We start from the raw sequence: 14,798 nt of genomic DNA, 5'->3' as shown, positions 1-14,798 counted from the left end.
TCGCAACGTCATAACCAACACTGCGAGGCGCATTATGCTTAAGTTCCGGCAAATCGTCAACACTTTTTTTTAGATATTTTGAAAAAAAGTTACGATCGATTAAGATGCAATCAAATCCGGTTTAATAACAATTCAATTCGCCTTTTTTGTAGTTCAATTTGAATTTCTTTTCCAGTAAACCCATCAGAAATAATTTTTTGCACATTAACACTATTAGCTAGTTTATAAGCATTTTCTAAATATTGTGCTTGTGGAAAGGATGCTGTTTTAGCTAAAGCCTCGCTTGCCATAATCAATTGAGAAAGATGTTGAGGATTACGCCATACATCAATTTTATTTAGTAAACAGATAATTTGTTCAGCTGTGAGTGTTTGCACCGACTGGACATCTTTATAGTATTGCTTAACCATTATGGCAAGCTTAGTATAATTATTGGGTGATTTGACTTTACTACATAAATCTTCAACTACATGCCTAGTTGATAATTGCGAACAAAGAACACTAAAACGGATGGTTAAATCGTTAGTTAATGAAACAGAGTGTTTTAAAGCATCAATAACCGTATCGGATAAGACTAATGATGGAAACAATATAGCAAGAGCCCCACATTGTTCCAAAACTTGAAAATAGATTTGAGGATCTAAAGTAGATAAGGCTTTTTCAGTCTCTTTCCAAACACGTTCTGGGGTTAGATAACTAATTTCTCCGGCTAAAACCATATCTTTCATAAGATTCATTGTTTCTGTTGCAACAACAAAACCTAATTGATGATAACGTGCAGCAAAACGTGCGACTCGCAAAACTCGTAAAGGGTCTTCACGGAAAGCTGGCGAGACATGGCGTAACAGCTTACGTTTGATATCTTCAACGCCATGGTAAGGATCAATAATATTATTTTCTTCATCCATAGCAATAGCATTGATGGTAAGATCTCGTCGGATAAGATCTTGTTCTAAAGTAATGTCTTTACTGAAATCACAAATAAATCCAGTATAGCCATTACCTGCTTTGCGTTCTGTCCTCGCTAATGCATATTCTTCTTTTGTAACTGGATGTAAAAATACAGGGAAATCTTTACCAACCTGTTGATAACCTAAAGACAATAATTCCTCAGGCGTTGCTCCAACAACAACCCAATCACGGTCCGCGCTCAGTAATCCTAACAATCTATCCCGAACACACCCTCCAACTAGATAGATTTGAGACATTAACGCATCCAACGATCTTTTTTACGACGAGGCATTATCATTGGTAAAATTAGACCTAATACTAGACCTCCACCAGCAACAAGACCGCCATAAGTAAACCATGTAAGAATAAGATCGAGTCGTTTATCATCAACTTGATTTAACATCGAATCTATTTGAGTTCTCTGCTGTTTGACTTGTTTATCAAGATCGGCATTTTTATTTTGAAGAGTTTCAATTAATTCTTCTGCAGATTGCAATTTTTGCTCATATTCATTTACGATTTTTCGTTGATTTTCATCAACATTATTCACTTTATCTTGATATTCGGCTAATTTTGCTTCTAACTCGGGAAGGCGTTCTCGATAACTTGGCTCATCATTAAGTTTATTGGTCTCAATCCACCCTATCTTACCATTACTAATTTGGATTCTTGTGTATTTACCATCGTCACTTTTTTCAAGAGAAGTCACTTTTTGACCAGTTTTAACCGCGCCAGAGAAACCATAATTAGCACTAGGACCACGACGTAAGTAGATATCTATATCATCTGTCACATATTTATCTGCAGCATTAGCATTAAACACAAAACCAAGAAAAGAAATTATAATAATATTATGTTTTTTCATCATATTTAACTCAATCCATCCATTTTTTAACCATAATAACATAAAAAAATAACTTTTCGCACATTCATTTCACAATATATGTTTCTACAAAATAACTAGCAACACAAAAAATGAAATCGATTACATTTTTTGTGAGATCTTAATCACAAATTAAAAAAATAATCATTTTATTTTAATAGAAATGTAATTATTTTAGATAGATAAAGAACCACAATCTTGGAGTCATTATGAACTATCGTCTTAACAATAACAACATAGATGTCCTATTTCGTACAACACCTTATGCTGAACTTAGCTATTTTGGTAAACGCTTACAAAACATTCAACTCGAAAATCTGGAAATGTTAACCCCCGCTGTTCCAAACGCTCGTATTGATGTTGACGTACCGTTTACTTTATGCCCTGAAGAAGGTTTGGGTAATTTTAGTACACCAGGACTTGAAGGTCATCGCAATGGTAAAGATTGGTCTCCTGTTTTTATCACCAAAGAAGTTATTCAAACAGAAAATGAAATCACCATTATTAGTGAAGATAATATTGCTAACCTACGTTTCACCAGCCATTTTATATTAGATAACAGCGGTGTATTACAATGCCAAAATAGTTTAATTAATTTAGGCAATGAACCTTATCTGGTCAATCGCTTATCAATCACTCTTCCCATTCCAGAAAGAGCACAAGAATTAATGGCCTTTAGTGGACGTTGGATTAAGGAGTTCTTTCCTCATCGTACCAAAATCGAACATTGTGGTTATTTGCAAGAAAACCGTCGTGGACGTACTTCACATGAGTATTTTCCGGGTATGGTAGTTGGTACCGATGGCTTTAAAGAACAATCCGGTGAAGTATGGGGTGTTCATTTAGGTTGGAGTGGAAATCATCGAATTCAGGTAGCGGTAAAAAGTAATGGTAAACGTTTTATTCAGGCCGAAGCCTTATATATGGCAGGTGAAATTACATTAGGTAAAGACGAGTCAATTTCAACTCCTTGGTTATATGCAACTTATAGTGAGCAAGGCTTGAATGAGATGAGTCAGCACTTCCATGATTTTTTACGTGGTAACATTATTAAATTTAGTCAAAATAAACCACGCCCAGTCCATCTCAATACTTGGGAAGGTATCTTTTTTGATCATAATCCGGACTATATTATACAAATGGCAACTAAGGCTGCACATATGGGGGTTGAACGATTTATTATTGATGATGGCTGGTTTGGTAAACGTGACGATGATTATCAAGGGTTGGGAGATTGGTATTTGGATAAACGAAAATATCCAAACGGCTTAGAACCCGTGATCAAGCATATTAAAGATTTGGGCATGGAATTTGGTATTTGGGTCGAGCCAGAGATGATTAATAAAAATTCCGATCTTTATCGCGCTCACCCAGATTGGTTACTAGAACTGCATGGTTATAATCAACCTGAAGGTCGCCATCAATATTTACTCGATTTACAAAATCCAGCGGTTTTTGAGTATTTGCTTGAAAGATTAACATGGTTGCTTGGAAGCTATGACATTGACTATATCAAATGGGATATGAATCGTGAAATTGTGCAAGCTGGCCACAATGGTAATCCAGCCATTGTTGGACAAACTGAAGCTTTATATCGTTTAATTGATATTTTACAAGAAAAATTCCCTCATGTTGAAATTGAATCTTGCTCTTCCGGTGGAGGACGTATTGATTATGAAATATTAAAACGTACTCAACGTTTCTGGACTTCAGACTCTAACGATGCATTAGAACGGCAGATCATTCAGCGTGGTATGAGTTACTTCTTCCCTCCTGAGGTAATGGGTGCTCACATTGGTGGTGCCTTATGTCATACTACATTCCGCGAATTACATATGAATTTACGTGGTTTGACTGCACTGTTTGGTCATATGGGTGTTGAACTTGATCCTGTTAAAGAATCTGAAAAAGAACAAAAAGCCTTTTCTCATTATATTAATTTACACAAACAATTGCGTTCACTATTACATAGTGGTAATAGTGTTCGTTTGGATGTCGATGATCCTCGCACGATGCAAAGTTATGGGGTTGTAAGCAAAGATCAAAAAGAAGCTGCGTTTATTATTGCCCAATTAGCATTACCAACTTATGCGTTGAGCGGTAATTTACGTTTAACAGGATTGTTAACGGATAAGCAATATCAAATAGAAATTCTTGATATGCCGGACAATATTGATCCTAAAATCAGTGGTCATGCAATGAAAATATTACCACTATGGATGAAAACTCAAACAACACTTTCTGGCGATTGGTTAATGAATATAGGATTACCATTACCTGTGCTTGATCCTGCAACAGCCATGCTTATCAAGATCACATCCAAATAAATCAAAAAAACACAAAAATCATAAAATTTTTTAACAATAAGGGGAATGAAAGCATTCATTCTCCTTTATAACATATTGAATTTGAAACGATTCAGCTAATAATACAATGATTGGCAAATAAAAATTTTTCCATTATTATAAGGTGTTATCTCATATATTCAGGGTCTAACCGACTGAATTAGCTAAAAGATATAAACAAAAATATTTCAAGTATAGGTTCCCTTCCCTCTTTGCGAACCATTTTTGCTTTAATCGTTGGTAAACTACAATATTTTAAATGGATAAACTTTAAGTAATATAGATATAAATTATTAGTAATAATATCAAATTAAAAAGGAGTTTTATGGCGACAATAAAAGATGTTGCACAATTAGCCAATGTTTCAGTTGCAACAGTATCTCGTGTTATCAATAATGCAAACAATGTTAGCAACAATAAGCGTGAGATTGTAAAAAATGCTATGGAAAAATTAAATTATTATCCAGATGCAAACGCTCGTGCTTTATCTCAGCAAAATTCAAAAACCATTGGTATTGTTGTCGCAGACGTTTCAGATCCTTTTTTTGGTGCAATGGTCAGTGCAGTTGAAAAAGTAGCTTACCGAACCGGACATTTTTTATTGATTGGTAATGGTTATCACGATGAAAATAAAGAATATAATGCTATAACTCAATTAATTGAGCATCGTTGCTCTTCGTTGGTTGTCCATGCCAAAATGCTTTCCGACAGTACTTTAATAAGATTGATGGAGCAAGTTCCTGGAATGGTATTAATTAATCGTGTAATAAAAGGTTTTGAGAAACGCTGCATTGCACTTGATGACCGTTATGGTTCTTACTTAGCTGTTAAACATTTAATACAACATGGCCATACCAACATTGGTTATTTGTGTTCAAACCATGATATATCAGATTCATCCGACCGCTTACAAGGGTATAAAGATGCGCTATTAGAACATGATATTGACATAAACGATAATTTGATTGCTATTTCTTCACCAAATGAAATAGGTGGTGAACAAGCTATGATGTCTCTTTTAGAGCGTAATCAACAAATTACGGCTATTGCTTGCTACAATGACTCTATGGCAGCGGGCGCTATTTCTGTATTATATGATAATGATATAAAAATTCCGTCAGATATTTCGATTATTGGTTTTGATGATTTATTACTTGCTCGGTATTTACATCCTAAACTGACAACCATCCGCTATCCATTGCAAACTATGGCAGAGCAAGCGGCGGAACTCGCATTGCGATTAGCAAAAGAAGAAGTTTTACCTGCCAATTTAATTAATGTTTTTACTCCAACTTTAACTAAGCGATATTCTGTTACCCAAATTAAATGATCGGTATTGGTTTAAAAACTAAATTAAAAAAATGTCGAAAACCCTAAAAATTATGTGTTTCCGACATTTAGCTATTTTTTCAGATAAAATTATTTAAAACCAAACTTCAGTTTGCACGCCAAAGCTAATTTGATTATCCTTACCATTAAAGTCAAATTTACTGATCTCATTTTGCAAAGATTCTATATATGAGACATAGAAACGTATATCAGGTCTTGATGTCAAAATGCTTTCACCAACTTTAAATGAGTGGAAAATAGTTGTTTTAAAACCTTCTTCATTATAGCTTTTGCCTTTAACTTTATTTTTTTGTCTAAAGTAACCTAATTCGATGCCACTTTGATTGTAGTTGTCCCATATATAAGCAGGTCTTATGGCTGATTTGAAACTCGAAAAATCAGTATGAGCCAAATTGAGGTCATAGGAATAAACATCTGTTCCTGTTGTAAGCGCGAGTGCATGGGCGATAATCACTTTATCGGCTAAATAAGCCTCACCTTCAGATACCAATCGGTAAGCTTTTCCTCCTGTATGTGTACCGATGTAATCATTATCAGAATTGGCTGCAAATTCAGGGTTATTAGTATTAATATTAGCTAATTGTGACGCAACAGAATTGGTCGCAGTTTGTAAAGTCCATTGATTAAATCCACCAAAAAAATTATTTTGTCTTAAAACAAAACTTCCTAACCAAGCATTTTTTACACTAACACTGTCCTGAATTTTGGATTTATTGGGGGCAGAATAACGACCATTAATTGCAAGAGTGGCATCTTGCCATAAAGGAATATCTCGATAGCGAAACTCGATTTCATTTAAGTCGACTTCTTCCCGTTTAGTTACGGTTTGTATCTCAGTATTACCATTATTTGTAACTTCAATTTTTTTAACTTGTTTGACATTAACATCCGCTCGTACCAAAGCTAAATCAAGTTTACCCACGCCAATTCCAAGATCTTCAATACCAATACCACCACCTGCAGGTGTTTTTTGAGTTTTCCAGTCTAACATTTGGATTTCATTATAAGGAAGTGAATGTTTACCTACCCATAAATTTGCATCAGGAAATCCTGGCACAAATCCTTTGGTTGATAAGTAAATATCAGAAAACTGCATAATATTGTCATCTTGAGTATTGAATAAACCCGCTGCTTTATTGGTAGCTACATTACCATCAATCATAACAATGGCATCCACTCTATGACCATCTTCATCATACACTTTTTGCTTAAAGACAAGATCGTACCAACCACCATACTCATTACCAAACCGGCCTAATGCCCCTTCAGCATAATTTTTAGGTTTGCCATTTTGGGAGGTAGACCAACCACCACGAAAATACCCATTAAATGAAAAACCGATTTCATCTTTGATGTAATCTTTAAACTCCGACAGAGTAAAGGAGTTTTTAAGTGATTTGGTTTGCGATGTTGGGGCTACATTATCACTTTGCTTAGTATCGTTAACTATAACAATTTGATTGTCGACTGTCGGTTTTTGTTGAATAACAGACTTGGAATTAATATTGGTTTGAGTGTGATTTTGGGTTTGTTTAGATGCTGGTGTTTGGGTTGAAGTTTTAGCTAAAGCAACACTCTGATTTTTCAGCACCTTTTGTTGATTATTTATTACAATCTGTTGTTGTTGAATATTCTTATTTAATTCTGCTAGCTGTTTATTAGACTCGATCACTTGCTTTTTTAAATCTATAGATTCTTCAGAAAGTGCCAATAATTTTTGTTCTAACATCGATATTCTTGCCTCTAACTCTTCTTGAGTAGCAGCAAAAGAGTTTTGTATAGAACACAAGCCAAGTAAAGTAATTAAAACAATTCGTTTAGGTTTGACGTTTAATGCTGCCTTAGTTAAATATTTCATTTTTTCTACTCATTATTTTATATATATTTAAGAATCTCAAAAATTTGAGACAAAAAAAAACCTAAAAAATAGTGATAACTATTCTTTAGGTTTTGCCCATAATCTTACGGTAGCAATCCAATGCTTAATAAATAAGCTTATTTAATATAACTAATAAAATTGATCGTTAACAATATAAATATACATATATGTGACATGTATCACATTAATATTTAATTAATATTAAATTTCCCATTTTTGAAGAAAAACACAAAAATACAAGTGTAATCGATTACATAAAGTGTTAAATTGATCACTTAAATAAAAAAATAAATTATTTATAATAAATTAAAAAATGCTACTTCAAACTAAATAAAAGGAGAAAATAATGAATCCTTGTTTCAGTGAAATCATCAACCGGTCGGATTGGAATAACTTATCTATATTAAGCATTAATCGACTTAATACACATCCCAAATTTAATAGCTGGCGAGATAAACAACAAGCAAAAAATAATGGTGATTCAGACGCAATTTTATCGCTCAATGGTGATTGGTTTTTTAGTTATTTTAATAACCCAAAACAAGTACCAGAATCGTGGTTGGATAAAGAACTCGATAATACCACTATTCCTGTTCCATCAAATTGGCAATTTCATGGCTACGATGCGCCGGTTTATACAAATATTCGTTACCCTTTTCCTTATAATCCTCCTTTTGTTCCTGAAGATAACCCAACGGGTTGTTATTCGAGGTACTTTAATATTGATAAAAAATGGTTAAATAAAGGTGATACTAGAATTATATTTGATGGGGTCAGTGCCGCATTTCATCTTTGGTGCAATGGTAAATGGGTTGGCTATTCACAAGATAGCCGTATTGCAGCTGAATTTGACTTAACTCCTTTTTTAAAGAAAGGTGAAAACCGAATAGCAGTGCTAGTTTTAAAATGGTGCGATGGCAGTTATCTTGAAGATCAAGATATGTGGCGATTAAGCGGCATTTTCCGTGGTGTCTCACTACTTAATAAACCTAAATCACATTTACAAGATATTCAAGTTAAAACAATGCTTGATGCTTGCTATCAAAATGCTACCTTATCCTTGCAAATTGATGTTAAGCATCAAGACGATATTGAGATGCTCAATGTAGACATTGAATTATGGCAAAAAGATAAACTAGTTCTTGAACAATCGCAATCAATTGGAACTTCTGATATTGATGAAAAAGGTGGTTACAATGACCGAGTAGTTTGCCATATTCCAGTGACCAAACCACAATTATGGAGTGCTGAAACGCCAAATCTTTATCGGCTTGTTATCAGCTTGAATCATACTAATACAGGCTTAGTTGAATCTGAAGCTTATAACATTGGTTTCCGAACTGTAGAAATCAAACATGGGCAACTTTGTTTGAATAATAAACCACTAATCATTAAGGGAACGAATCGTCATGAATTTTATCCTGATATGGGATACGCGGTTACCGAACAAGCTATGCTTCATGATATAAAATTAATCAAACAACACAATTTTAATGCTGTGCGTTGTAGCCATTATCCTAATGATCCACGTTGGTATGAGCTTTGTGATGAATATGGCCTTTATGTAGTAGATGAGGCAAATATTGAGTCACATGGGATGTTCCCAATGTCACGTTTGTCTGATGACCCTAACTGGTTGGCTTCATATAGTGAACGAGTAACTCGTATGGTTCAACGCGATCGCAATCACCCATCTATAATCATTTGGTCACTTGGTAATGAATCAGGACATGGTGCAAATCACGATGCGCTTTATAGTTGGATCAAAAGTAATGATCCAACCCGCCCAGTCCAATATGAAGGAGGAGGCGCCAATACAGCTGCAACTGATATTATTTGTCCTATGTATGCACGAGTAGATCAAGATCAACCCCATCCAAATGTTCCTAAATGGTCTATAAAAAAATGGATTTCTATGCCCGATGAAAAACGCCCGCTTATTTTATGTGAATATGCCCACGCTATGGGTAACAGTTTAGGTACTTTTTATAAATATTGGCAGGCTTTTCGGCAATATCCTAGATTACAAGGTGGTTTTATTTGGGAATGGGCAGATCATGGTATTCGTTGCCATAATCAATCAGGTGAAAGTTATTGGGCTTATGGCGGTGATTTTGGTGAAGCCTATCACGATAGACAATTTTGTTTAGATGGTTTAGTTTTTCCTGACCGCAAACCACATCCAAGTATAATTGAAGCCAAAAAAGTGCAACAGCCATTTCAATTCAAACTTGTCAGCCAAAAACCGATTATTATTGAAGTAACTAGTGAGTATTTATTCCGTACTACAGACAATGAAATACTATATTGGGAACTGCTGCTTGATGGTAAAAATCAACAAAATGGTAAACTTAAACTTAATATTAAGCCTAACGATACAATTGAACTAAAAATTACTGACGACATAGGTAATAATATTAATGGAGAAAACTTACACCTATCGCTTAAAGTCATTCAAAACAGAGCCACCACATGGTCTCCAGCAAAGCATATTGTGGCTTGGGAACAATTCAAATTAATTAATAGTTTTATTCCGCAATTGGCATTAAGCAAAAATAAAAAATTACTAAAATTAACTGAAAATGACAATGAATTTATTGTCAATTGGAAAAATCAAAGTTGGCAAATTAATAAAAAATCAGGACAGCTGAGCCAATGGGTTAAAAATAAGAAACCATTGTTAGCCAGCGCACTGACTGATCAGTTTATTCGAGCACCAATTGATAACGATATTGGTATCAGTAGTGGTTTTGATTGCAATCCTTTTGCATGGGTTGAACGGTGGAAAGCTGCTGGCTATTTCGATTTGAGCCATCAGTGTTTAGGAATTAAAGCATCACAAACAGATGATTATATAATTATTGAAGCGCTTCATGCTTATAGTGTGAAAAAACGCAAAGTCATTCAAAGTAAATGGTTACATCAATTTGATCAGGATGGAAACTTGACGATAACAGTAGAAGTCGATATTGCGAATGATATGCCTGCACCGGCCCGTATTGGTTTGACGTATCAATTGAAAGAGATACCAAAACAGATAAACTGGCTTGGATTAGGACCACATGAAAACTATCCTGATCGAAAAACCTCTGCAATTTTTGGTGATTGGTCATTACCATTTGCCGAACTTTATACGCCTTATATTTATCCTTGTGAAAATGGCTTACGTTGTGATGTCAAACAATTAATTCTTAATGATATGATAATTACAGGTCATCAATTTAAATTTAATATTAATCAATATGGTACTAAACAGTTGATGGAAAAAACACATCGTCATTTATTAGTGCCTCAAACATGCGCCTACGTCAGTATAGATGCTTATCATATGGGCATTGGTGGTGATGATTCTTGGACACCAAATGTACATCCAGAATTTTTATTAACGGATAAACATTATCACTATCAATTGATTTTTAAATGCTAACAAACAGAAATTATTTGACTAAAATAAGGCACGATTTAATCGTGCCTGAATGTTAGTTAATTAAAGAGTTAATGCCTAATGGCCTTCAAATAATTGATCGAGTTTTTCTATAAATTCTTGCTGAGGTCGATGATAAAAAATACCCTGTTCAGGCATACCCCGTAAAAAGAGATAATATACCCCACCAAAATGGGTCTGATATTGATAATTGGATATCCTGCTTCTCAAAAATCGATGTAATGCCAAACTATAAAGTTGATATTGTAGATCATAACGATGTTCTATCATCACTTTTTTCAGTGCATTTTGCCCATAATGATCAATATTATCACCTAACCAATTTGACTTATAATCGACCACATAATATTTACCTTCAAATTCAAAGACTAAATCAATAAATCCTTTCAACATACCTTGCACAGAATCAAAGGATAATTCAGAACGTGATTGAGATAAATCATCATATTTCTTGCACAAAGAATCTAATTGCTGACAAGTTACAGATTGGCGTATAGGTAAATAAAATTGTAACTCGTTAATACATCTACCCATTAATATGTTTGATAATATTAATCCTGACTGACCCAATTCAGTCGCCAATACTTGTCTCATCCAATTGGCAACAATACTATTCCAATTAGAATCAAGATTGAGTTTTTTCACCATCTCAGTACATAATTCATCAATGTTATCGGATGAAATATGTTCCATAATACTGTGCATTAAAGTACCAACATATGCCCCTTTAGGGAAATGGTGAATGTCATATTGCAATTCAACAAGTTCTTCACTAGTGGATTTAAATTGCGGCTCATCCCAATCATTAATGATATCAAGATTATAGTTCAATAAGGCATTTTGATGTTGCTGTAATTCAGTATAACTGGTTACTCGCCAACAGTTTGAGAGCTTGCGTGTAAAAACATTAGCTGATAGTGTTGGAACCGATAACATAGGAGTAACATAGCGTTCACCATAAATTGGCAATTCGACATCAATTAAGTTTGCCATATTACCAATAGCCCTTAAGTCATTTTTCAAAAGATGATTAATAGCTGACTGACTTTTTTTCAAAGAAGCAAGACCGATGCTACAATGATATACCGAGCGCGTCATAGCGACATACAATAAACGTAAATCCTCAGCAAGACGTTCATCTTCTATTTGTTGCTTAATTTCATCCGTCAATAACCATGCATAAGTTAACTTATAGTCATTATCTTTATCATGATAAAATTGACTGTCAGATGATCGATATAATGAGATAAAAGGCAACCAAACAATAGGAAACTCTAGCCCTTTTGATTTATGAATTGTAATAATTTTAACTAAGTTTTCATCACTCTCAAGACGTTGCTCGTGATTTTCTAAATTAAGATCTGGACTGACTATTTGTTTAGTCAACCAACGAACTAAAGCATGAGGACTGTCTAATTCATCTGCAGCTTCTTGAAGCAATTCTCCTAAATGCATTATATTCGTTAAAGTTCGTTCACCATCTTGACGTGCTAAGATATTTTCAGCTAAATGACGTCGTTTCATCATTCGGCGTAACATGACTAAAACGCCATAATGTAGCCAAATAGCTTGGTATTGCTTAAATTCTTCAACCAAACTTTCCCACTTATCTTGGTCATCTGTAATTTGCTCAAGTTCAGTCATTGTTTGACCGAACAGTGATGTCATTAAGGCTAAGCGCAGTGTTGATTCGTTTTCGGGCATTAACACTGCTTGCAATAGGTTAAGTACATCTTTTGCGTCCGTTGATGAAAAAACACTACTATGATTTGATAAGTAAACACTTTTAACGCCCAACGATGCTAATTTTTGTCTGATGATTTCAGCTTCACGTCCTGTACGTACTAAAACAGCAATATCTGCCGTCATTACCGGACGTTGTTTTTCCTCATTATCCACTAGTATTGAAGAACTCGACAATAAAGTCACAATCTGCTTCGCACAACAACTTGCCATATATTCTTGATAATCAGCATTTGTTGAAATTTCCTGTGGTAATAGATAAGCCGTTAATGCGGAGACTTCTTCATTATTTAATAACAATGCTTTTTTTTGATTTCTTTCTGCCACCTGCATTGGTAAAAAAGGAATCTCATCAAACACAAATGGGGTATCATGATTAGCAAATAGCTGATTAACCGCATTCACCATTGTTGCAGAAGAACGATGATTTACATCCATCGTATAATGATTTTCATCCGTCGATCGTTTAGCTTCCAAATAAGTAAAGATATCAGCACCACGAAAACTATATATAGCTTGCTTTGGGTCACCAATAAATAACAATCCACGATCGGACTGCTGGCTATCATAAATTCGATTAAATATTTGATATTGTAATGGATCGGTATCTTGGAATTCATCAATTAAGGCAACACAATATTGTGACGCAATACTTTTCGCCAGTCGTTTGCCATTTTTTACAAACAGAGCTCGATTAAGTTGCCAAATAAGATCATCAAAACTTATAGCGCCATTTTTTAGTTTTTCCTTATAGATCCCTTTTTGAATGATACCAACAATATCCATTAAGATTTGACTACGTAAATTAAGGGGTTGTTGATAAAGTGACTCGATTTTTTCGAAAATAGAGTGACAAGGAGCACTTTTTACATCTTTGGTTTTTTCGTTTAATACTGATTGACGAAACTTTTCAAGTTCATTAGGTAATTCAAACGTTTGTGTTGCTTTGTTTGCCCATGTCGATACTTTATTTAACCAATTGGGTAAATTCCGGCTACTATAAGATTGTTTACTCACACCAGATTGAGTAATAATTTCGCTCAAATCAGCAACAGCAATCAACCAATCTTGTTTAATCTCTTCTATTTTTTTATGATTTTTTTCATAAAAAGCTTCAATCGTTGCTCTGATATCTGGATTTGATTTATCATCATCCTCGACACCTAATCCCAAATAAGGGTTAATATCTCTCAATAATGTGGCAGGATCTTTCCAAGTATCAATAATAAGATAAGCAAGCGATTTATCTAATGGCGTGAAATAATGACGCCAAAAGTCTTGTACTACACGTAATTGCAATTGATATTCATCGGCTACTAACTTTTGTTCGAATAATACTCCAGATTCAAATGCATGGCTGGTTAATATTCGTTGGCAAAAACTATGAATAGTATAGATCGCCGCTTCATCCATTGCCTGTTGGGCATCAGTAAGCTTTTGCACTGCTGACTGGCGATCATCAATTAAATCAATTAATTTTTGATAAATAGGATCTTGATGATGCCCTTGGATTAAACCAAGTCTTAATTCTTGTATATTTTGACGAATACGTGAGCGTAATTCTTGCGTCGCGGCTTTAGTAAAAGTTACAACAAGAATTTGGCTAACCTCAAGAGGCTTTGGATAACTATTTTGCCCAATACCAAGTAATAGCCTTAAATAGATAAAGGCGAGTGAATAAGTTTTACCCGTTCCTGCCGATGCTTCAATTAAACTTCGACCGGTTAAAGGTAAATCAAAAAGGTTAAGTTTTTTTACTACGCTTGATGAAACCATTCAAGCTTTCCAGAAGCATCTAATGATAGCTCCACACAAGCAATTGCAGCAGTTGGAAACATAGGTGGCGAAACATGCGGACAAAGTTCATTAACAAGATATCCCACTAATGGTAGATGTGAGACAACAATTACATTATTAACACCATTGGTTACTAGCATCGTTAATGTATCAGCTATATAAGATGCACTACCGCCTGGAACTAAGAATTTATCGGTTGTCACTTTTGCAACACTGACCTGTGATGATAATTCTGTTAACGTCTGTTGTGCTCGTAAATAGGGGCTGACTAAACCTAAATCAAAATGGAAATTTTGCTCTTTAAGCCAAATTCCAGCTTGTTTTGCTTGTTCAATACCATAATCAGTCAAGGTTCGACTTGCATCGGATGAAGCAGAAAATCCTGCTTCACCATGTCTCATAATA

8 protein-coding genes are annotated in these 14,798 nt (G+C 34.6%); 3 read left to right on the top strand and 5 right to left on the bottom strand.

Annotated elements, in window-relative coordinates:
- Positions 1-110 precede the first annotated feature (110 nt).
- Entirely contained in the window at positions 111-1,208 is a 1,098-nt protein-coding gene (locus H3S73_RS01695; RefSeq protein WP_198235736.1) for a multifunctional CCA tRNA nucleotidyl transferase/2'3'-cyclic phosphodiesterase/2'nucleotidase/phosphatase, read from the bottom strand.
- The gene (locus tag H3S73_RS01690) at positions 1,208-1,819 is read right to left on the bottom strand and encodes a TIGR04211 family SH3 domain-containing protein (protein ID WP_086318750.1); all 612 of its coding nucleotides are present in this window, start codon (positions 1,817-1,819) and stop codon (positions 1,208-1,210) included. Before H3S73_RS01690 ends, H3S73_RS01695 begins: the two co-directional genes overlap by 1 nt.
- A gap of 224 nt (positions 1,820-2,043) precedes the next feature.
- Here H3S73_RS01690 and H3S73_RS01685 point away from each other — a divergent pair, with 224 nt between their 5' ends.
- The gene (locus tag H3S73_RS01685; protein ID WP_198235735.1) at positions 2,044-4,161 is read left to right on the top strand and encodes an alpha-galactosidase; all 2,118 of its coding nucleotides are present in this window, start codon (positions 2,044-2,046) and stop codon (positions 4,159-4,161) included.
- Between the two features lie 343 nt (positions 4,162-4,504).
- Complete coding sequence (locus H3S73_RS01680; RefSeq protein WP_198235734.1) at positions 4,505-5,509, top strand: substrate-binding domain-containing protein; 1,005 nt, start codon at positions 4,505-4,507, stop codon at positions 5,507-5,509.
- Between the two features lie 93 nt (positions 5,510-5,602).
- On the opposite strand, the gene H3S73_RS01675 is transcribed toward H3S73_RS01680, so the two are convergent.
- Positions 5,603-7,387 carry a carbohydrate porin gene (locus H3S73_RS01675; RefSeq protein ID WP_198235733.1) on the bottom strand — a complete coding sequence of 595 codons (1,785 nt, stop codon included), beginning with the start codon at positions 7,385-7,387 and terminating at the stop codon, positions 5,603-5,605.
- Positions 7,388-7,754: 367 nt separating this feature from the next.
- Here H3S73_RS01675 and H3S73_RS01670 point away from each other — a divergent pair, with 367 nt between their 5' ends.
- Positions 7,755-10,835 carry a beta-galactosidase gene (locus H3S73_RS01670; RefSeq protein ID WP_198235732.1) on the top strand — a complete coding sequence of 1,027 codons (3,081 nt, stop codon included), beginning with the start codon at positions 7,755-7,757 and terminating at the stop codon, positions 10,833-10,835.
- A 75-nt stretch (positions 10,836-10,910) separates the two neighbouring features.
- Here the strand turns inward: H3S73_RS01670 and recB are convergent, their stop codons facing one another.
- Together recB and sixA are read right to left on the bottom strand one after the other, a co-directional pair.
- Positions 10,911-14,372 (bottom strand): exodeoxyribonuclease V subunit beta, encoded by a 3,462-nt coding sequence (gene recB, locus H3S73_RS01665; protein WP_198235731.1) that lies wholly within the window; start codon positions 14,370-14,372, stop codon positions 10,911-10,913.
- Positions 14,354-14,794, bottom strand: coding sequence for a phosphohistidine phosphatase SixA (gene sixA / locus H3S73_RS01660; RefSeq protein WP_198227058.1), 441 nt, complete (start codon positions 14,792-14,794; stop codon positions 14,354-14,356). Before sixA ends, recB begins: the two co-directional genes overlap by 19 nt.
- Positions 14,795-14,798: the final 4 nt, after the last annotated feature.

The sequence above is a fragment of the Gilliamella sp. B14384G12 genome (genome assembly GCF_016101825.1).
GTDB lineage: Bacteria > Pseudomonadota > Gammaproteobacteria > Enterobacterales > Orbaceae > Gilliamella > Gilliamella apicola_N.
This window is presented reverse-complemented; position numbering and strand designations above follow the sequence as displayed.